The sequence below is a fragment of the Bradyrhizobium sp. Ce-3 genome (genome assembly GCF_022835695.1).
Taxonomy (GTDB): Bacteria; Pseudomonadota; Alphaproteobacteria; order Rhizobiales; family Xanthobacteraceae; genus Bradyrhizobium.
Map to the genome: position 1 here is coordinate 287,741 of NZ_BQUV01000008.1, position 17,119 is coordinate 304,859.

Genomic DNA, 17,119 nt, shown 5'->3' on the forward strand with positions numbered 1-17,119 from the left:
AACTCAGGGATACATTTCTAATATTCCGAAGCAGTGCAAGTGCCATCCAGCGTCATCATCCGCGCAGGCGGGTGATCCAGTATTCCAGAGGCGGTCGTGCTTGAGCCGATGGGCTGCGGCGTACTGAATCGCCCGGTTGAACCGGGCGATGACAGGTGAGGATGACGACGCAGCTAGCCAGCGCGAAGACGCGCTTCTGCCCGGGCCTGACCTGAATTCAGTCGATGCGATCGATGTGGGCGCTTACGCCGTCGCCATGTCAGGGAAAACCGCCTCGATCTTGGTCTTCAGCGTGGCGGCGTTGAACGGCTTGACGATGTAATTGTTCACGCCGGCCTTCTTGGCCGCGATCACGTTCTCGGTCTTGGATTCCGCGGTGATCATGATGAAGGGCGTGGTCGCGAGGTTGGGATCGGCGCGGACTTCCTTGAGCAGATCGTAGCCGGTCATCGGCTCCATATTCCAGTCGGAAATCACCAGGCCGTACTTCTTGCCGCGCATCTTGTTGAGCGCGGCCGAGCCGTCGGACGCATCGTCGATATTCTCGAATCCAAGCTGCTTGAGAAGATTCCGGATGATGCGGATCATGGTGCTGTAATCATCAACCACCAGAACCGGCATGGACAAATCAACCGCCATCTTTCCCCCCAAAACCACTAACGCAACTTGGCTTCTGCACAAACGCAGCTTTCCGCCAACGACTAACAGCAGGCGTTAAACAGCGCGTTAACCGGCTGAATCCGGATTGTTACGGATTTGACGCGATTTTCGCTATGCTTGACTTCCACGCCGCCGCCGCGTCACGGTCCGGCCCGCAACAATCATGCTTAAGAATCCTTGAAGAATACCTGACATGAGCACCGGCTTTACCGTTATCCGCGACAACACCCCCGAAAGCGTCATTCCGAAGGGCGCCGTGGTCGCGATGGGAAATTTCGACGGCGTGCATCTCGGTCACCGCGCCGTGATCGGCGCGGCGCTGGCGATGGGCAAAACCCACGGCGTGCCCGCGCTCGCGGTGACCTTCGAGCCGCATCCGCGCAGCTTCTTCAGCCCCAACACCCCGCAATTCCGCCTCACGGACGAGACCAACAAGCTGCGGCTGCTCGCGGCCACCGGACTCGCCGGCGCGGTCGTGATGACCTTCGACAAGGCGCGCGCCGGCACCACGGCACAGGATTTCATTCACCATGACCTGATCGGCCGGCTCGGCATCAGCGGCATCGCGGTCGGCTACGACTTCCATTTCGGCAAGGGCCGGGTCGGCTCGCCGAGCCTCCTGGTCAGCGAAGCGCCGCGGCTCGGCATCGAGGTCGACGTGCAGGCCCATGTCGACATCGAGGAGCGTCCGGTCTCCTCCAGCGCGATCCGCATGGCACTCGCCGAGGGCGAGATCACTGAGGCCACCACGATGCTGGGCGGCCCGTGGTTCGTCACCGGCAAGGTGATCCACGGCGAGAAGCGCGGCCGCGACCTCGGCTATCCCACCGCCAACATCCGCCTCGACAAGCATTGCGGTTTGAAGCACGGCATCTATGCGGTGCGGGTCGGCAAGGCCCACGACAATGACAAGGTACGGTTCAACGGCGTCGCCAGCTTCGGCCGCCGCCCGACCTTCGACAATGGCGCGCCGCTGCTCGAAGTGTTCCTGTTCGATTTCAAGGGCGATCTCTACGACACGGTCCTTGATGTCGCATTCATCGGTTTCATTCGCGAAGAGCTGAAATTCGACACCATCGAGGCGTTGATACGCCAGATGGATGACGACAGCGCCAAGGCCCGCGCATTCCTCGCCGCGGCGCCGGACGCGTTCCCGCAGCTCGGAGTGATTGGTTGAAAACAGAGAAAGAGAAAATGCTGGCGGGCGAGCTGTATCGCCCGGATGCCGAGCTCGCCGCCGACCATGCCGCGGCGGAACGATGGATGGCCCGCTACAATGCGTCGGGCGCAGCGTCCGCAGCCGAGCTGCACGCATTGCTCGCCGAGCGTTTCGGACGGGTCGGCAAGGACGCCGTGATCCGCCCGCCGTTTTTCTGCGACTACGGCAGCAATATCAGCCTCGGCGACGGCGTGTTCCTCAACTTCAATTGCGTCATCCTCGACGTCGTCGCGGTCACAATCGGCGATCGCACCCAGATCGGGCCCGCGGTGCAGATCTATACCGCCGACCACCCGCGCGATGCCGAAACCCGCCGCGCGGGCCTGGAATTCGGCCGCCCGATCCGGATCGGCAGCGACGTCTGGATCGGCGGGGGTGCCATCATCCTGCCCGGCGTCACCATCGGCGACGGCGCCCTGGTCGGGGCCGGCAGCGTGGTGACGCGGGACGTCGCCCCCGGGACGATCGTGGCGGGCAATCCGGCCCGGCGGCGGCCGGTTTAGAGGCCCTTGCCCGGACCGATTTAAGGTGGCGGGGCCTTTGCGATTTCCCCGTCTGGCTGCTATGGAAACCCCATGTTTTCGCGGCGCATCATACGGATTAGCGGCCCGGCTTCCGCCTGAGCCTGAAGGCTCGGCGCAAGACCGGGACTTTCGCCGTTTTCACCCGCGATTGATCGCGTATCCGCGCCCGCACCTGCCAAATCAGAGCTTTCATGTCCGACAAGCCGCAAAAGACCGACGCTAACGACTATTCCAAGACCCTTTACCTGCCGCAGACGGAATTCCCGATGCGCGCCGGCCTGCCCCAGCGCGAGCCCGAAATCCTGAAATACTGGAACGACATCGGCCTCTACGACAGGCTGCGCCGGAAAGCCGACGGCCGCGCCAAATTCGTGCTGCATGACGGCCCGCCCTACGCCAACGGCAACATCCATATCGGCCACGCGCTGAACAAGATCCTCAAGGACGTCGTGACCAAGAGCCAGCAGATGCTCGGCTTCGACTCCAATTACGTGCCGGGCTGGGACTGCCACGGCCTGCCGATCGAATGGAAGATCGAGGAGGAGAACTACCGCTCCAAGGGCAAGCAGAAGCCCGACTTCCGCGACTCCGCCGCGATGGTCGCGTTCCGCAGGGAATGCCGCGCCTATGCGACGCACTGGATCAACGTGCAGCGCGAGGAGTTCAAGCGGCTCGGCATCATCGGCGACTGGGATCATCCCTACCAGACCATGAGCTATCCGGCCGAGGCGCAGATCGCCCGCGAGCTGATGAAGTTCGCCGCCAACGGCACGCTGTATCGCGGCTCCAAGCCGGTGATGTGGAGCGTGGTCGAGAAGACCGCGCTCGCCGAGGCCGAGGTCGAATATGAGGACTACACCTCCGACATGGTGTGGGTGAAATTCCCGATCACCTCGCCGGCGCATGGCGCGCTGGCCAATGCCTCGGTGGTGATCTGGACCACCACGCCGTGGACGCTGCCCGGCAACCGCGCCATCTCGTTCTCGCCGAAGATCGCCTACGGCCTCTACAAGGTGACGGACGCGCCGGCGGACAATTGGGCGAAGACCGGCGATCTCCTGATCCTGGCCGATGCGCTCGCCGCCGAAGTGTTCAAGCAGGCGCGCGTGACGTCCTATGAGAAGGTCCGCGATATTCCCGGCGACACGCTGGATGCGGTCGAATGCGCCCATCCGCTGCGCGGCTTTGGCGGCGGCTACGAATTCACCGTGCCGCTGCTCGCCGGCGAACATGTCACCGACGACACCGGCACCGGCTTCGTGCACACCGCGCCGAGCCACGGCCGCGAGGACTTCGACGTCTGGACGGCCAACACCCGCGAGCTCGATGCGCGCGGCATCCCGACTGCGATCCCCTACACGGTCGACGAGAACGGCGCTTACACCGCGCAGGCGCCGGGCTTCACCGGCAAGCGCGTGCTCAACGACAAGGGCGAGAAGGGCGACGCCAACGAGGCCGTGATCAAGGCGCTGATCGAGGCCGGCAAGCTCTTGGCGCGCGGCCGCCTCAAGCACCAGTACCCGCATTCCTGGCGCTCCAAGAAGCCGGTGATCTTCCGCAACACGCCGCAATGGTTCATCGCGATGGACAAGCCCATCGTAGACGCCCCGGGCAAGCCCGGGGCTACGGACATCGCCGAGAACGGCCATGCCAAAAAGGGCGACACGCTGCGCGCCCGCGCGCTGCACGCGATCTCGGTCACCCAATGGGTGCCGCCGGCCGGCGAGAACCGCATCAACGGCATGATCGCCAACCGTCCGGACTGGGTGATCTCGCGGCAGCGCGCCTGGGGCGTGCCGATCGCCGTGTTCGTGCGCGAGAACGCTGACGGCTCGGCCGAGATCCTGCAGGACGAGGTGGTCAACCAGCGCATCACCGAGGCGTTCATGGAGGAAGGCGCCGACGCCTGGTACATGGACGGCGCCCGCGAGCGCTTCCTTAGGGATCGCGCGTCCGAGAACTGGAAGAAGGTCGACGACATCTGCGACGTCTGGTTCGATTCCGGCTCCACGCATGCCTTCGTGCTGGAAGACCGCCAGAACTTCCCGCAGCTCGGCAACATCGTCCGCAAGATCGACGGCGGCGATGACACCGTGATGTATCTGGAAGGCTCCGACCAGCATCGCGGCTGGTTCCACTCGTCGCTGCTGGAAAGCGCCGGCACCCGCGGCCGCGCGCCGTACGACATCGTGCTGACCCACGGCTTCACGCTCGACGAGAACGGCCGCAAGATGTCGAAGTCGCTCGGCAACACCGTCGAGCCGCAGAAGGTGATCAAGGATTCCGGCGCGGACATCCTGCGCCTGTGGGTGTGCGCCACCGATTATGCCGACGACCAGCGCATCGGCCCTGAAATCCTGAAGAACACCATCGAGACCTATCGCAAGCTGCGCAACTCGATCCGCTGGATGCTCGGCACGCTGCATCATTTCAAGCCGAGCGAGCAGGTCGCCTTCGACGAGATGCCCGAGCTCGAGCGGCTGATGCTGCACGAGCTGGCCGGCCACGCCGAGACCATCCGCGAGGCCTATGCCGCGTTCGACTACAAGACCGTGGTCGCAAGCCTCGCGGCCTTCATGAACTCCGAGCTGTCGGCGTTCTATTTCGATATCCGCAAGGACACGCTGTATTGCGATCCGCCGTCCTCGGTGGCGCGCAAGGCGGCGCTGACCACGATCGATATGCTTTGCGACGCGATCCTGAAATGGCTGGCGCCGATCCTGAGCTTCACCACCGACGAAGCCTGGCGGATGTACCGGCCGAACGCCGAGCCTTCGGTGCACCTCACGCTGTTCCCCGAGGGTCTCGAGCAGTTCCGCGACGATGCCCTCGCTGCGAAGTGGGAGACGATCCGCAACGTCCGCCGCGTCGTCACCGGCGCGCTCGAGCTCGAACGCGCCGCCAAGCGGATCGGCTCGTCGCTCGAGGCATCGCCGGTGATCTACGTCGCCGACCGCGCGATGCTGGCAACGCTGTTCGACATCGACCTCGCCGAGGTGTGCATCACCTCGAATTACGAGGTGCGCGAGGGCGAGGCGCCGGCCACGGCCTTCCGGCTCGATGCGGTGCCCGGCGTTGCCGTGGTGGTCGAGAAGGCGGTCGGCACCAAATGCGCGCGTTCGTGGAAGATCCTGCCGACAGTGGGCGAGGACCCTGAATATCCCGACGTCTCGCCGCGCGACGCGCAGGCGCTGCGCGAGTGGAAGGCGCTGGGGGTCAGCGTCTCCTAATTGTCCGTCGTCCCGGCCTAGTGCGCAATTGCGCACGGGGGCCGGGACCCATAACCCCCGCTGTCTCGAATGGACGAAGGCTGATGACCCCGAGTCATTCAAACAACACCCGGCACGGCGTATGGGTCCCGGCCTTCGCCGCGACGACACCTTTGGCGGGGCTCCGATGAGTTCGCCCCTTCGCGCCGGCGTGCTGGCGGCGGTCATCACCCTGATCGCCGACCAGGCCTCCAAGCTCTGGCTGCTCTACATCTTCGGCATCGCCCACCGCGGGGCGGTGCAGGTGACGCCGTTCTTCGACCTGGTGCTGGCCTGGAACCCCGGGATCAGTTTTGGCTGGTTCCAGAGCGAGTCCCCGACGGCCCAGATCCTGCTGATGGGCATCAAGGCCGCCGCCGTGATCGCGCTGGCGATCTGGATGGCGCGCTCCCGGACCTGGCTCGCGACCGTGTCGCTCGGCCTGATCATCGGCGGCGCCATCGGCAACGGCATCGACCGCTTCGCCTACGGCGCCGTGGTCGATTTTGCCCTGTTTCATGTCGAGATCGGTGGAAAAACCTTCAATTGGTACGTCTTCAACCTCGCCGATGTGGCGATCGTTGCCGGTGTGGCCGCCCTATTGTATGATTCCGTGATGGGGACCCCCGCCGTAAAAGCGCCCTGATCCCGGCCGATACGAGCCGGTCGGCGCGGTTGACCTGCACCCAGCGAAACTGAGCGCTAAGCCAGTGATCGCCTTGGCGAATTTTGAGATGGGAAGAGCGCGATGCGCAACACCAAAGCCCGCGGTTATCTGATCGAGACCTCCCGCCTGCCGCTGCTGCGCGGCCTGCATCTGGCACTGGTCGCGGCCGGAATCGGCCTGGTCATGACGGCCGGCCCGGTGCGCGCCGGCGACGACGATGATGACGGCGATGACGGCCTGACCTTCGAAGAGCGGATCGTCGACAATCTGATGACCGGGCTCGGCGCCAAGAGCGCGGCCAGCAAGGGTATCGACTACCGCGAGCGCTCGCCGCTGGTGGTGCCGCCGAAGATCGACCTGCCGCCGCCCGCCTCCGCCGCCCAGGCCACCGCGCCGAACTGGCCGAAGGACCCTGATATCGCCGCGCGCAAGGCTGCGATCGCGGCGCGCAAGAAGGAAGTCAAGAAGGAGCCGTGGCAGTCGGCGGTGGCGTTGACGCCGGCCGAGATCGAGGCCGGCCGCAAGCAGCAGACCGCGACCGACGGCCGCAAGGAGCCGCTGGAGCCCGGTGCCAACACCAACCCGTCGCTGATGCCGAGCCAGCTCGGTTACACCGGCGGCCTGCTCGGCGTGTTCAAGGGAAACAGCAGCGAGTCCAAGCCGTTCAAGGGCGAGCCGACCCGCGAATCCCTGACCGAGCCGCCGCCTGGCTACCAGACCCCGTCCTCGGGCTTCGCCTATGGCACCGGACCGATGAAGCCGAAGGTGAACGAGGGCCAGTACGACGTCATGACCGGAAAACCGATCCAGTGACGTTTGTTCTGTGACGCCTGTTCAGTGACGTTTGGCCTGCCCGGGCGAAGGCTGACATGAGCAAAGCTTAATGCGAGGCGGCGAGTGTCTCTCCGCTTCGTGAGGACGGGCACGGGCATGACCGTGTACGATGGCTCGCTTTCGCGCCCCGGCCGCGTGTCCGGGCTTTCATAAGGACCATGATGCGCTCTCGCCGATCGATTGCCCTGTTCGCTGCCGCATTTGTTTCAACCATCCCGCTGTCGGGCGCCAGCCTCCGCGCCCAGACCACCGTCACCTCGGAACGTCCCGCCAGCTTCACGCTCGACAACGGCCTGCAGGTCGTGGTGATCCCGGATCACCGCACCCCGGTCGTGACGCAGATGATCTGGTACGAGGTCGGCTCGGCCGACGAGACGCCCGGCAAATCGGGGCTGGCGCATTTCCTCGAGCATCTGATGTTCAAGGGCACCGCCAAGCATCCGGCCGGCGAGTTCTCGCAGACCGTGCTGCGCGTCGGCGGCAATGAGAACGCCTTCACCTCGACCGACTACACCGGCTACTTCCAGCGCGTGCCGCGCGATCAGCTGCCGACGATGATGGAGTTCGAGGCCGACCGCATGACCGGCCTGATCCTGAAGGACGAGAACGTGCTGCCCGAGCGCGACGTCGTGCTCGAGGAATACAACATGCGGGTTGCCAACAACCCGGATGCGCGGTTGACCGAGCAGATCATGGCCGCGCTCTATCTCAACCATCCCTACGGCCGGCCGGTGATCGGCTGGCATCAGGAGATCGAGAAGCTCGACCGCGAGGATGCGCTCGCCTTCTACCGGCGCTTCTATGCGCCGAACAACGCGATCCTGGTCATCGCCGGCGACGTCGACGTCAAGGATATCCGTCCGCTGGTCGAGAAGAATTTCGGCCCGATCCCGGCACAGAAGGCGATCCCCGAGAAGCGCCTCCGGCCGCAGGAGCCGACACCGGTTGCGCCGCGCACGGTGACGCTGTCCGATCCGCGCGTCGAGCAGCCGAGCCTGCGCCGCTCTTATTTGGTGCCGTCGGCGACGACGGCGGCCGCGGGCGAGAGCCAGGCGCTCGACGTGCTCGCGCAATTGATGGGCGGCGGCGCCAACTCCTATCTCTACCGCGCGCTGGTGATCGACAAGGGCCTCGCGATCTCGGCCGGCGCCGGCTATCAGGGCACCTCGCTCGATCCGTCGCAATTCTCGATCTCGGTGACGCCGAAGCCGGGCGTCGAGTTCGCGCAGATCGAGGACGCGATCGACAAGGTGATCGCCGACCTCGCACAGAACCCGGCGCGCGCCGAGGACCTCGAACGGGTCAAGACCCAGCTGATCGCCGAGGCGATCTACGCCCAGGACAACCAGGCGACGCTGGCGCGCTGGTATGGCGGGGCGCTGACCACCGGGCTCAGCATCGACGACATCAGGAGCTGGCCGGACCGCATCCGCGCCGTCACCGCCGAACAGGTGCGCGCGGCGGCCGCCAGCTGGCTCGACAAGAAGCGGTCGGTGACCGGCTATCTGATCAAGGATACTGCGCCGAAACGCGAGGAGAAGCGCTCGTGATCTATTCCCTCACCCGCCGCGCGGCGCTGATCGGCGGCGCCTGCGCCGCGCTGCTGACGCTGACATCGGCACCCTCACAGGCCGCGGCCAAGATCCAGCGGCTGGTGTCGCCCGGCGGCATCGAGGCGTGGTTCGTGCAGGACGCGACCGTGCCGCTGATCGCGATGGAATATTCCTTCAGCGGCGGCGCCAGCCAGGATCCGGCCGGCAAGCCCGGCGTCGGCAATCTGGTCGCCGACCTGCTCGACGAAGGCTCCGGCGATCTCGATTCCAAGACCTATCATGAGCGGCTCGAGCGCCGCGCCATCGAGCTCAGCTTCGCGTCGAACCGCGATCAATTCCGTGGCTCGCTGCGCATGCTCAAGGACAACAAGGACGAAGCCTACGATTTGCTGCGGATGGCGCTGACCTCGCCGCATTTCGAGCCGAAGGACGTCGAGCGCATCCGCGCCCAGGTGATCTCGAACCTGCGCCGTGAATCGACCAATCCGTCCTCGCTGGCCGGCCGCAAGTTCCTCGAGCTCGCCTTCGGCGACCATCCCTATGGCCGGACCGCCACCGGCACGCTGGAGAGCGTGCCGACGATCGATATCGCCGATCTCAAGGAATATACCCGCCGCATCATCGCCAAGGACACGCTGCGCATCGCCGTGGTCGGCGACGTCGATCCCGATACGCTCGGCAAGCTGCTGGACAAGACCTTCGGCAGCCTGCCGGCGAAAGCCGAATTGACGCCGATTGCCGACGTCGTGGCAACCAAGCCGCCGCAGCGCGCCTTTGTCCCGCTCGACGTGCCGCAGACCGTCGTCACCTTCGGCGGCCCCGGCATCAACCGGCATGATCCGGACTTCATGGCCGGCTATGTGGTGAACCACATTCTCGGCGGCGGCGGGCTGTCGTCGCGGCTGTACAAGGAAGTGCGCGAGAAGCGCGGGCTGGCCTATTCGGTCTATGAAGCGCTGGTCTGGATGGACCACTCCGCGCTGTTCATCGGCAACACCGGCACCCGCGCCGACCGCGCCGGCGAGACCGTCGATGCGATCGACGCCGAGATCCGGCGGATCGCCGAGCAAGGTCCGACGCAGCAGGAGCTCGATGAGGCGAAGTCCTATCTGAAGGGCTCGCAGATGCTGGCGCTCGACACCTCCTCCAAGCTCGCGCAGGCGATGCTGCAATACCAGCTCGACAAGCTGCCGATCGATTACATCGAGAAGCGCAACGCGATCGTCGATGCGGTGACGCTCGACGATGCCAAGCGGGTCGCCAAGAAGCTCTGGGGCGACGGCCTGCTCACCGTGATCGTCGGCCGCGCCCCGCAAGCCGCCGCGCAGCCGGCATCGGCGCCGCCGAAGGCCGCCAACTAACGTTCTCGGCGCGCCACTTCTTCACACCACCGTTGTGGCCACCCCTCTCCCCACCCTCCCCCGCAAGGGGGGAGGGTGCCTGAGAGGCGTGCTCACCTTACATCGTGTCCAACTCGCGCTGACGCTTCGATCGGCTCGGGCGCTTCATCGTTAGGGACGCACCAGCGGATGGGCTCCCTCCCCCTTGCGGGGGAGGGTTGGGGAGAGGGGTGGCCCCGCACTCAGACGCCGATGTGACGAACACTGCATCCACGCCCTCCAAGCGCATCCATCGCAAACCCGCTATCCTGCGGCGGCCGATTCTTCCCCCCACGGGTGCTGTCATGCTGCGGGTGTCCCGCGACCTTGCGATCGACGAGAACGACATTGAGATCGTGTTTGTCCGCGCCTCCGGTCCGGGCGGGCAGAATGTCAACAAGGTCTCGACCGCGGCGCAGCTCCGCTTCGACACCCGCAAGATCACGCTGCCGGCGGACGCCGAGCAGCGGCTGGCGCGGCTGGCCGGCAGCCGCATGACCAAGGACGGCGTGATCGTGATCCAGGCGTTCCGGTTTCGCACCCAGGAACGCAATCGGGCCGACGCGATCGAGCGGCTGCTCGAGATGTTGAAGGAAGCGATGGTGCGGCCGACGCCGCGGCGGCCGACCAAGCCGACGTTCGGCTCCAAGCAACGCCGGCTCGAAGGCAAGAAGCATCGCAGCGACATCAAGGCCGGCCGCGGCACGCGCCGTTTCGACGACTAGAGCGTTTTCGAGCGAAGTGGATACCGGTTCGCGTGAAGAAAACGCATCAAGACAAGAATCCAGAGCCCCGTTCCGATTCTATCGGAACGGGGCTCAAGAAACTGCGGATGCAGCGCACATGCGGCGCTGCATCCGATATCCCACGATCGCGGAACTAGTACTTCTTGGCTCCGGGCGCCATCTCGGAACCACCGGACTTCGGTGACGTTGCGTGGCCGCTGCTACTGCCGACCGTTCCCTTGCTGCCGGACTTGGCGGTGGCAGCGCCCTTCTGCGTTGCCGTGCCGGGCTGTGCCGCCATTTCCTCATCGCCGCTGCCGGACATGCCGCCGCCCTGCTGCATGGTCCCACTGCCCGCTGCACCGCCGCGAAGCTGGGTGCCCGATCCACCTGCCCCCTGGGCCAGGACGGGACCGGCCATCGCGGCCGAGATGGCAAGGGCGAGCACGCTGGTTTTTGCAAACGTCATCCATTTCTCCAGAACTTTGATTGACGACTTTGATTGACGATGGACGGAGCGGCGCGGATGTGCGCCGTTTGCAGCGCCGACCCTAAACCCCATCGCGCGAGACTGAATTTCCGCAAACGGCGCACACGCAATGCAAGCTGCGTCGTGTGGTGATCGTGCAGGAATTTCGCGGTCATTTTGCGAAATTGTCGTCCGCATATGCGGCAACCTTCGGTTCCCGCCAGATCAGCGCCCAGCTTTGTTCTTGCCGTGAAACAGCCCGCTACTACCAACGGCCGATGTCAGCCCCCTACAGTCAACGGACAGAGGCGGTGATGTATATGACAAAGCTGCGCGCAGGATCGACGGCAGGCTGGACGATGGCGCTGGGATTTTGCGGCGCAATGCTTGCAGTGCAAATCGCAGCCGCGCAGATGCCCCTGCCCGCCGCCAAGCCGCCCGATGGGGCGACGCTGTTCAAGCAGCAATGCGCGACCTGCCACACGTCAAATACGTCGGATCCCGTGCGGCAAGGACCGTCGCTCTACAAGATCGTCGGCCGCCAGGCCGGCAAGGCTGACGGCTTCAAATATTCCGCAGGCTTCGCCAAGGCCGATTTCGTCTGGGACGACGCCAGGCTCGATGCCTGGCTGACCAATCCACAAGAGCTGATCCCCGGCGCCGTGATGGCCTATCGCCAGGCCAAGCCGGAAACCCGCGCCCTGATCATCGCCTATCTGAAGGAATTGAATTGAATGGCAAAGCCCGTGCATTCGATGATCCGCGTGTTCGACGAGGCCAAGGCGCTCGACTTCTATCATCGCGCCTTCGGCCTCGAGATCGCGGACAATCTGCGCTTTCCGGATTTCGCGCTGGTCTATCTGCGGCATCCGTCCTCGCCGTTCGAGGTCGAGCTCACGGTCAATTTCGATCGCAAGGAGCCTTACACGCTCGGCGACGGCTACGGCCATCTCGCCGTCATCGTCGATGACGTCGATGCCGAGCACGCCCGCTTCGAGCAGGAGAAGCTGTCGCCCGGGCCGCTGCGCGACTTCAAGCATGACGGCAAGACGCTGGCGCGCTTCTTCTTCGTCTCCGATCCCGACGGCTACAAGATCGAAGTGATCCAGCGCGGCGGGCGCTTCGGCTGATTCAACGACAAAATAATTGATGGAGGAAACCCATGAGAGAAATCGATCGACGCAGCAAATATGACCGGCGAGTGTTCCTCAAAGGCGCGGCCGCCACGGCGCCCGCCGTCGCGATTGCGACCTCGACCGGGCTTGGCATCACCGATGCGTGGGCCGACGAGGCCGGCACGCTGACGCCGGCCACCATGAAGACATTGCTGAAGATGGCGCGCGACATCTATCCGCACGACTTCCTCGGCGACAGCTACTACATCACGGCGGTCAAGCCGTGGGACGACAAGGCCGCGAAGGATCCGGCGATCAAATCGCTGATCAATGACGGCGTCACCAGGCTCGATCAGGCGGCCAACGACCGCCACAAGATGCCGTATGCGCAGGTCGCCTGGGAAAACGATCGCGTCGCGCTGCTGCAACAGATCGAGGCGAGCGCGTTCTTCCAGAAGATCCGCGGCGACCTCATCGTGTCGCTCTACAACAACAAGGAGGTCTGGCCGCGGTTCGGCTACGAGGGCTCCTCCGCCGAGCATGGCGGCTACATCAAGCGCGGCTTCGCCGACATCGACTGGCTGCCGAAGGCTTGAACTGATAACGCCCAGGAGGAAACAATGGCAAAATTCGATCTGAATGACAGCGGCGTTGTCGTGATCGTCGGCTCCGGTGCCGGCGGCGGAACGCTCGGCAACGAACTGGCGCAGAAGGGCGTCAAGGTCGTGATCCTGGAAGCCGGCCCGCGCATCGAGAACCAGGACTTCATCAACGATGAATGGGACAGCTTCACGCAACTCGCCTGGTCCGACGCGCGCTCGACCTCGGGCAGCTGGCGCGTCCACCAGGATTTCCCGGGCCTGCCCGCCTGGATCGTGAAGGCGGTCGGCGGCTCGACCACGCACTGGGCCGGCGCCTCGCTGCGCTTCGATGAGCACGAGTTCAGGATCAAGTCGGCCTATGGCGGCATTCCCGGCGCCAATTTGATCGACTGGCCGATCACGCTCGCCGAGATGGAGCCGTGGTACGCCAAGGCCGAGGACAAGATGGGCGTGACCCGCACCAACGGCATCCCCGGACTGCCCGGCAACAATAACTTCAAGGTGATGGAGGCCGGCGCCAAGAAGCTCGGCTACAAGGAGGTGCACACCGGGCGAATGGCGATCAACAGCGAGCCGCGCGATGGCCGCGGCTCCTGCCAGCAGATCGGCTTCTGCTTCCAGGGCTGCAAGTCGGGCGCCAAATGGTCGACGCTGTACACCGAGATTCCGAAGGGCGAAGCCACCGGCAATCTCGAAGTGCGCCCCGGCAGCATGGTGATCAAGATCGAGCACGACCCGTCCGGCAAGGTCACCGGCGTGGTCTATGCCGATGCCACCGGCGCGATGCAGCGCCAGAAGGCCCGCGTGGTCGCGGTCGCCGGCAACTCGATCGAGAGCCCGCGGCTGCTGCTCAACAGCGCCTCCAGCATGTTCCCGGACGGGCTCGCCAATTCGTCCGGCCAGGTCGGCCGCAACTACATGCGGCACATGACCGGCAGCGTGTATGCGAGCTTCGAGAAGTCGGTGCACATGTATCGCGGCACCACGATGGCCGGCATCATCCGCGACGAGGCCGCGAACAACCCGAAGCGCGGCTTCGTCGGCGGCTACGAGATGGAGACGCTGTCGCTCGGCCTGCCCTTCATGGCCGCGTTCCTCAATCCCGGCGCCTGGGGCCGCAGCTTCAGCAGCGCGATCGAGGGCTATCCGCGGATGGCCGGCATGTGGCTGGTCGGCGAGGACATGCCGCAGGAGACCAACCGCGTCACGCTGGATCCGACCATCAAGGACAAGTTCGGCATGCCGGTCGCCAGCGTACATTTCGACGATCACCCGAACGACATCGCGATGCGCGATCACGCCTACAAGCAGGGCTCCGCGGTCTATGAGGCGGTCGGCGCCACCGTGACCTACCCGACGCCGCCCTATCCCTCGACCCACAACATGGGCACCAACCGGATGAGCGAGAAGCCGCGCGACGGCGTGGTCAACAAGTTCGGCCAGACCCACGACATCAAGAACCTGTTCGTCTCCGACGGCAGCCAGTTCACGTCAGGCGCGGCGTGCAATCCGACGCTGACGATCGTGTCGCTGGCGATCCGGCAGGCCGACCACATCGCCGGCGCGATGCAGCGCAAGGAGATCTAGCAAGAAAATACAATTCCCCTCTCACTGAAACGGCCTTGTCCAGTCAGGACAAGGCCGCTTGTCTTGTTGCGCGAAGGGATGGCGCGAAAACTATTCCGCCGCGTCCATGATGGCCGCCGTGCCGCGATAGTCCGGCACAACCGCCGGTGCGTTCGCCTTGGCGCGGTAGATCAGGCAGGAGCAGCGCAGCAGCGAGGCGAAATTGTTCACCTCGCCGTGATGGTCGAGCACCTCGTTGTGCAGGGTGGTGAGGAACTTGGCCAGGGTCATGCCTTCCTTGGCGGCGATCTCCTCCAGCGTATCCCAGAACGACATTTCCAGCCGGATCGAGGTGCAATGGCCGTCGATCCGCAACGATCGGGTCTGCGATTCATAGTCGCGTTGCGGCTGGTGCGCGAAAAGATGGCACATGGCGTTCCTCCGGCGAGACCTTATAATTTTTCTAAACGATATACCTGTGCGCACGGCCCCACAATCGGGACGTAGGGCGTAACGCGCCGGCCGCCGAAGCCAAGCGTCTTCAAGGCGATAGGCCGGAATCATCCCCAACATCGAGCGGGTCGGCCGGGCACTCCCATGCATTTGCCGGCGTAGCGACTTATAGTAACGGCAAGCCTCGAATCGCTCTCCGACCGTTCCATCCATGCCCGTCCGCCAGCTTCCCGAACAGCTCGTCAACCGCATCGCCGCCGGCGAAGTGGTCGAACGCCCTGCGAGCGTGGTCAAGGAACTGGTCGAGAACGCGATCGACGCCGGCGCGAGCCGGATCGACGTCTTCACCGATGGCGGCGGGCGGCGCCGGATCGGTATCACCGACGACGGCGGCGGCATGACGCGCGCCGACCTCGCGCTTGCGGTCGACCGCCACGCCACCTCCAAGCTCGACGACGAGGATCTGCTGCGCATCCGCACGCTCGGGTTCCGCGGCGAGGCGCTGCCGTCGATCGGCGCGGTCGCCAAGCTCGGCATCACCACGCGCCATGCTAGCGAGCCGCATGCCTGGTCGCTGGCGGTCGAAGGCGGCGAGAAGTCGGAGATCATGCCGGCCGCGCTCGGCCAGGGCACCCGCGTCGAGGTCAACGAGCTGTTCTATGCGACGCCGGCGCGGCTGAAATTCCTCAAGACCGACCGCACCGAGGCGGAGGCGATCCGCGAAGTGGTGCGCCGGCTCGGCATGGCGCGCCCGGACATCGCCTTCGCGCTGGCCGGTGAGGAGCGCGCGCCGGTCACCTGGGCCGCAGCGCTGCCCGGCGCGGCGGGCCGCTTGACGCGACTCGGCGATATCCTGGGCGCGGATTTCCGCAGCTCCGCGATCGAGGTACGCGCCGAGCGCGAGGGCGTCGTGGTCGAGGGATTTGCCGCCGCGCCGTCGCTGACCCGCGCCAATGCGCTCGGACAATATCTGTTCGTCAACGGCCGCCCGGTACGCGACAAGCTGATCTTAGGTGCGGTACGCGCGGCCTATTCGGACTATCTGCCGCGCGACCGTCATCCTGTCGTCGCGCTGTTCGTGACCTGCGACCCGCAAGAGGTCGACGCCAATGTGCATCCGGCCAAGACCGAGGTGCGCTTCCGCAATGCCGGCCTGGTGCGGGCGCTGATCGTGCACGCGCTGAAGGAGGGTCTGGCGCGCGAGGGCAAGCGCACCGCGGCCAACACCGCCGACGGCGCGACGTTGCAGGCGTTCCGGCCTGCGTTCACGGCGCCGCGTCCCGGAAATTGGGACTGGCGCAGTTCGCCGTCCTATCCGGTCAACCCGATGCGCGGCTTCGAGGGCGCGGCCGCAGCCGCCTTCGCCGAGCCCGGGCAGGCGGCCTTCGACGTCGGCACCCCGACCGCCGACGTGCGCTTCGAGGCGGCGCCGACGCCTGACCTGCTCGACCGTCCGCTGGGCGCCGCGCGCACCCAGATCCACGAGACCTACATCGTCTCGCAGACCCGCGACGGCCTGATCGTGGTCGACCAGCACGCCGCGCATGAGCGCATCGTCTATGAGAGACTGAAGGCTTCGCTGGCGAAGAACGGCGTGCAACGGCAGATCCTGTTGATCCCGGAGATCGTCGAGCTCGACGAGGCCACCGTCGAGAAGCTGCTCGATCGCGCCGAGGAGCTGGCCTCGTTCGGGCTTGCAATCGACTCCTTCGGCCCCGGCGCGGTCGCGGTGCGCGAAACGCCCTCGCTGCTCGGCAAGGCCAATGCGGCCGGGCTGCTGCGCGATCTCGCCGAGCACATGGCGGAGTGGGACGAGGCGCTGCCGCTGGAGCGCCGGCTGATGCACGTCGCCGCCACCATGGCCTGCCATGGCTCGGTCCGCGCCGGAAGGCGCCTCAAGCCGGAAGAGATGAACGCGCTGCTGCGCGAGATGGAAGACACCCCGAACTCCGGCCAGTGCAACCACGGCCGCCCGACCTATGTCGAGTTGAAGCTCAGCGATATCGAGAAGCTGTTCGGGCGAAGGTGACCGCCGCACACACAACTGTCATCGCCCGGCTCGACCGGGCGATCCAGTACGCCGCGGCTGTTGTGATCGAACGAGA

At 65.4% G+C, this 17,119-nt stretch carries 16 protein-coding genes; 13 read left to right on the forward strand and 3 right to left on the reverse strand.

All coding sequences use genetic code 11. The annotated features are described in order from the left end of the window. Positions 1–243 precede the first annotated feature (243 nt). Positions 244–639: a response regulator gene (locus tag BRSPCE3_RS26900; protein WP_016844467.1), complete on the reverse strand. Its 396-nt coding sequence runs from the start codon at positions 637–639 to the stop codon at positions 244–246. Positions 640–853: 214 nt separating this feature from the next. On the opposite strand from BRSPCE3_RS26900, the gene BRSPCE3_RS26905 reads away from it, so the two are divergent. The 8 genes from BRSPCE3_RS26905 to arfB all read left to right on the forward strand — a co-directional run bounded on the left by BRSPCE3_RS26905 (position 854) and on the right by arfB (position 10,809). Beyond that, a complete protein-coding gene (locus BRSPCE3_RS26905; protein ID WP_244069314.1) occupies positions 854–1,837 on the forward strand; it encodes a bifunctional riboflavin kinase/FAD synthetase in 984 nt (327 codons plus the stop codon). Positions 1,838–1,854: 17 nt separating this feature from the next. Continuing rightward, complete coding sequence (locus BRSPCE3_RS26910; protein ID WP_244069500.1) at positions 1,855–2,382, forward strand: sugar O-acetyltransferase; 528 nt, start codon at positions 1,855–1,857, stop codon at positions 2,380–2,382. A gap of 212 nt (positions 2,383–2,594) precedes the next feature. Beyond that, on the forward strand, positions 2,595–5,633 hold the full coding sequence (ileS, locus tag BRSPCE3_RS26915) for an isoleucine--tRNA ligase (protein ID WP_244069316.1): 3,039 nt from the start codon (positions 2,595–2,597) through the stop codon (positions 5,631–5,633). A gap of 166 nt (positions 5,634–5,799) precedes the next feature. Beyond that, on the forward strand, positions 5,800–6,297 hold the full coding sequence (gene lspA, locus BRSPCE3_RS26920) for a signal peptidase II (RefSeq protein ID WP_244069317.1): 498 nt from the start codon (positions 5,800–5,802) through the stop codon (positions 6,295–6,297). A 102-nt stretch (positions 6,298–6,399) separates the two neighbouring features. Beyond that, entirely contained in the window at positions 6,400–7,131 is a 732-nt protein-coding gene (locus tag BRSPCE3_RS26925) for a hypothetical protein (RefSeq protein ID WP_244069320.1), read from the forward strand. 179 nt (positions 7,132–7,310) lie between these two features. Further along, positions 7,311–8,702: a pitrilysin family protein gene (locus BRSPCE3_RS26930; protein WP_244069322.1), complete on the forward strand. Its 1,392-nt coding sequence runs from the start codon at positions 7,311–7,313 to the stop codon at positions 8,700–8,702. Beyond that, positions 8,699–10,066 carry a pitrilysin family protein gene (locus BRSPCE3_RS26935; RefSeq protein ID WP_375709963.1) on the forward strand — a complete coding sequence of 456 codons (1,368 nt, stop codon included), beginning with the start codon at positions 8,699–8,701 and terminating at the stop codon, positions 10,064–10,066. Before BRSPCE3_RS26930 ends, BRSPCE3_RS26935 begins: the two co-directional genes overlap by 4 nt. Before the next feature lie 323 nt (positions 10,067–10,389). Further along, the gene (gene arfB, locus BRSPCE3_RS26940; RefSeq protein WP_244069324.1) at positions 10,390–10,809 is read left to right on the forward strand and encodes an alternative ribosome rescue aminoacyl-tRNA hydrolase ArfB; all 420 of its coding nucleotides are present in this window, start codon (positions 10,390–10,392) and stop codon (positions 10,807–10,809) included. Positions 10,810–10,963: 154 nt separating this feature from the next. Here arfB and BRSPCE3_RS26945 read toward each other — a convergent pair whose 3' ends face one another. Further along, positions 10,964–11,278: a hypothetical protein gene (locus BRSPCE3_RS26945; protein ID WP_244069326.1), complete on the reverse strand. Its 315-nt coding sequence runs from the start codon at positions 11,276–11,278 to the stop codon at positions 10,964–10,966. 413 nt (positions 11,279–11,691) lie between these two features. Here BRSPCE3_RS26945 and BRSPCE3_RS26950 point away from each other — a divergent pair, with 413 nt between their 5' ends. Genes BRSPCE3_RS26950 through BRSPCE3_RS26965 form a run of 4 tightly spaced genes read left to right on the forward strand, consistent with a single transcriptional unit; the run spans position 11,692 to position 14,582 of the window. Next, positions 11,692–12,012 carry a cytochrome c family protein gene (locus BRSPCE3_RS26950; RefSeq protein WP_244069502.1) on the forward strand — a complete coding sequence of 107 codons (321 nt, stop codon included), beginning with the start codon at positions 11,692–11,694 and terminating at the stop codon, positions 12,010–12,012. Then, entirely contained in the window at positions 12,013–12,408 is a 396-nt protein-coding gene (locus tag BRSPCE3_RS26955; RefSeq protein WP_244069328.1) for a VOC family protein, read from the forward strand. Between the two features lie 32 nt (positions 12,409–12,440). Next, positions 12,441–12,989: a gluconate 2-dehydrogenase subunit 3 family protein gene (locus BRSPCE3_RS26960; protein WP_244069331.1), complete on the forward strand. Its 549-nt coding sequence runs from the start codon at positions 12,441–12,443 to the stop codon at positions 12,987–12,989. 24 nt (positions 12,990–13,013) lie between these two features. Beyond that, the gene (locus BRSPCE3_RS26965) at positions 13,014–14,582 is read left to right on the forward strand and encodes a GMC family oxidoreductase (RefSeq protein WP_244069333.1); all 1,569 of its coding nucleotides are present in this window, start codon (positions 13,014–13,016) and stop codon (positions 14,580–14,582) included. A 90-nt stretch (positions 14,583–14,672) separates the two neighbouring features. Here BRSPCE3_RS26965 and BRSPCE3_RS26970 read toward each other — a convergent pair whose 3' ends face one another. Then, on the reverse strand, positions 14,673–14,993 hold the full coding sequence (locus BRSPCE3_RS26970) for a ribbon-helix-helix domain-containing protein (protein ID WP_244069335.1): 321 nt from the start codon (positions 14,991–14,993) through the stop codon (positions 14,673–14,675). Positions 14,994–15,225: 232 nt separating this feature from the next. Here BRSPCE3_RS26970 and mutL point away from each other — a divergent pair, with 232 nt between their 5' ends. Continuing rightward, positions 15,226–17,043 (forward strand): DNA mismatch repair endonuclease MutL, encoded by a 1,818-nt coding sequence (gene mutL, locus BRSPCE3_RS26975; protein WP_244069336.1) that lies wholly within the window; start codon positions 15,226–15,228, stop codon positions 17,041–17,043. Positions 17,044–17,119: the final 76 nt, after the last annotated feature.

What these genes read in the sequence shown, in the direction of transcription:
- BRSPCE3_RS26900 (WP_016844467.1), bottom strand. Translation starts at nt 639, where the DNA reads ATGGCGGTTGATTTGTCCATGCCGGTTCTGGTGGTTGATGATTACAGC.
- BRSPCE3_RS26905 (WP_244069314.1), top strand. Translation starts at nt 854, where the DNA reads ATGAGCACCGGCTTTACCGTTATCCGCGACAACACCCCCGAAAGCGTC.
- BRSPCE3_RS26910 (WP_244069500.1), top strand. Translation starts at nt 1,855, where the DNA reads ATGCTGGCGGGCGAGCTGTATCGCCCGGATGCCGAGCTCGCCGCCGAC.
- ileS (WP_244069316.1), top strand. Translation starts at nt 2,595, where the DNA reads ATGTCCGACAAGCCGCAAAAGACCGACGCTAACGACTATTCCAAGACC.
- lspA (WP_244069317.1), top strand. Translation starts at nt 5,800, where the DNA reads ATGAGTTCGCCCCTTCGCGCCGGCGTGCTGGCGGCGGTCATCACCCTG.
- BRSPCE3_RS26925 (WP_244069320.1), top strand. Translation starts at nt 6,400, where the DNA reads ATGCGCAACACCAAAGCCCGCGGTTATCTGATCGAGACCTCCCGCCTG.
- BRSPCE3_RS26930 (WP_244069322.1), top strand. Translation starts at nt 7,311, where the DNA reads ATGATGCGCTCTCGCCGATCGATTGCCCTGTTCGCTGCCGCATTTGTT.
- arfB (WP_244069324.1), top strand. Translation starts at nt 10,390, where the DNA reads ATGCTGCGGGTGTCCCGCGACCTTGCGATCGACGAGAACGACATTGAG.
- BRSPCE3_RS26945 (WP_244069326.1), bottom strand. Translation starts at nt 11,278, where the DNA reads ATGACGTTTGCAAAAACCAGCGTGCTCGCCCTTGCCATCTCGGCCGCG.
- BRSPCE3_RS26950 (WP_244069502.1), top strand. Translation starts at nt 11,692, where the DNA reads ATGCCCCTGCCCGCCGCCAAGCCGCCCGATGGGGCGACGCTGTTCAAG.
- BRSPCE3_RS26955 (WP_244069328.1), top strand. Translation starts at nt 12,013, where the DNA reads ATGGCAAAGCCCGTGCATTCGATGATCCGCGTGTTCGACGAGGCCAAG.
- BRSPCE3_RS26960 (WP_244069331.1), top strand. Translation starts at nt 12,441, where the DNA reads ATGAGAGAAATCGATCGACGCAGCAAATATGACCGGCGAGTGTTCCTC.
- BRSPCE3_RS26965 (WP_244069333.1), top strand. Translation starts at nt 13,014, where the DNA reads ATGGCAAAATTCGATCTGAATGACAGCGGCGTTGTCGTGATCGTCGGC.
- BRSPCE3_RS26970 (WP_244069335.1), bottom strand. Translation starts at nt 14,993, where the DNA reads ATGTGCCATCTTTTCGCGCACCAGCCGCAACGCGACTATGAATCGCAG.
- mutL (WP_244069336.1), top strand. Translation starts at nt 15,226, where the DNA reads ATGCCCGTCCGCCAGCTTCCCGAACAGCTCGTCAACCGCATCGCCGCC.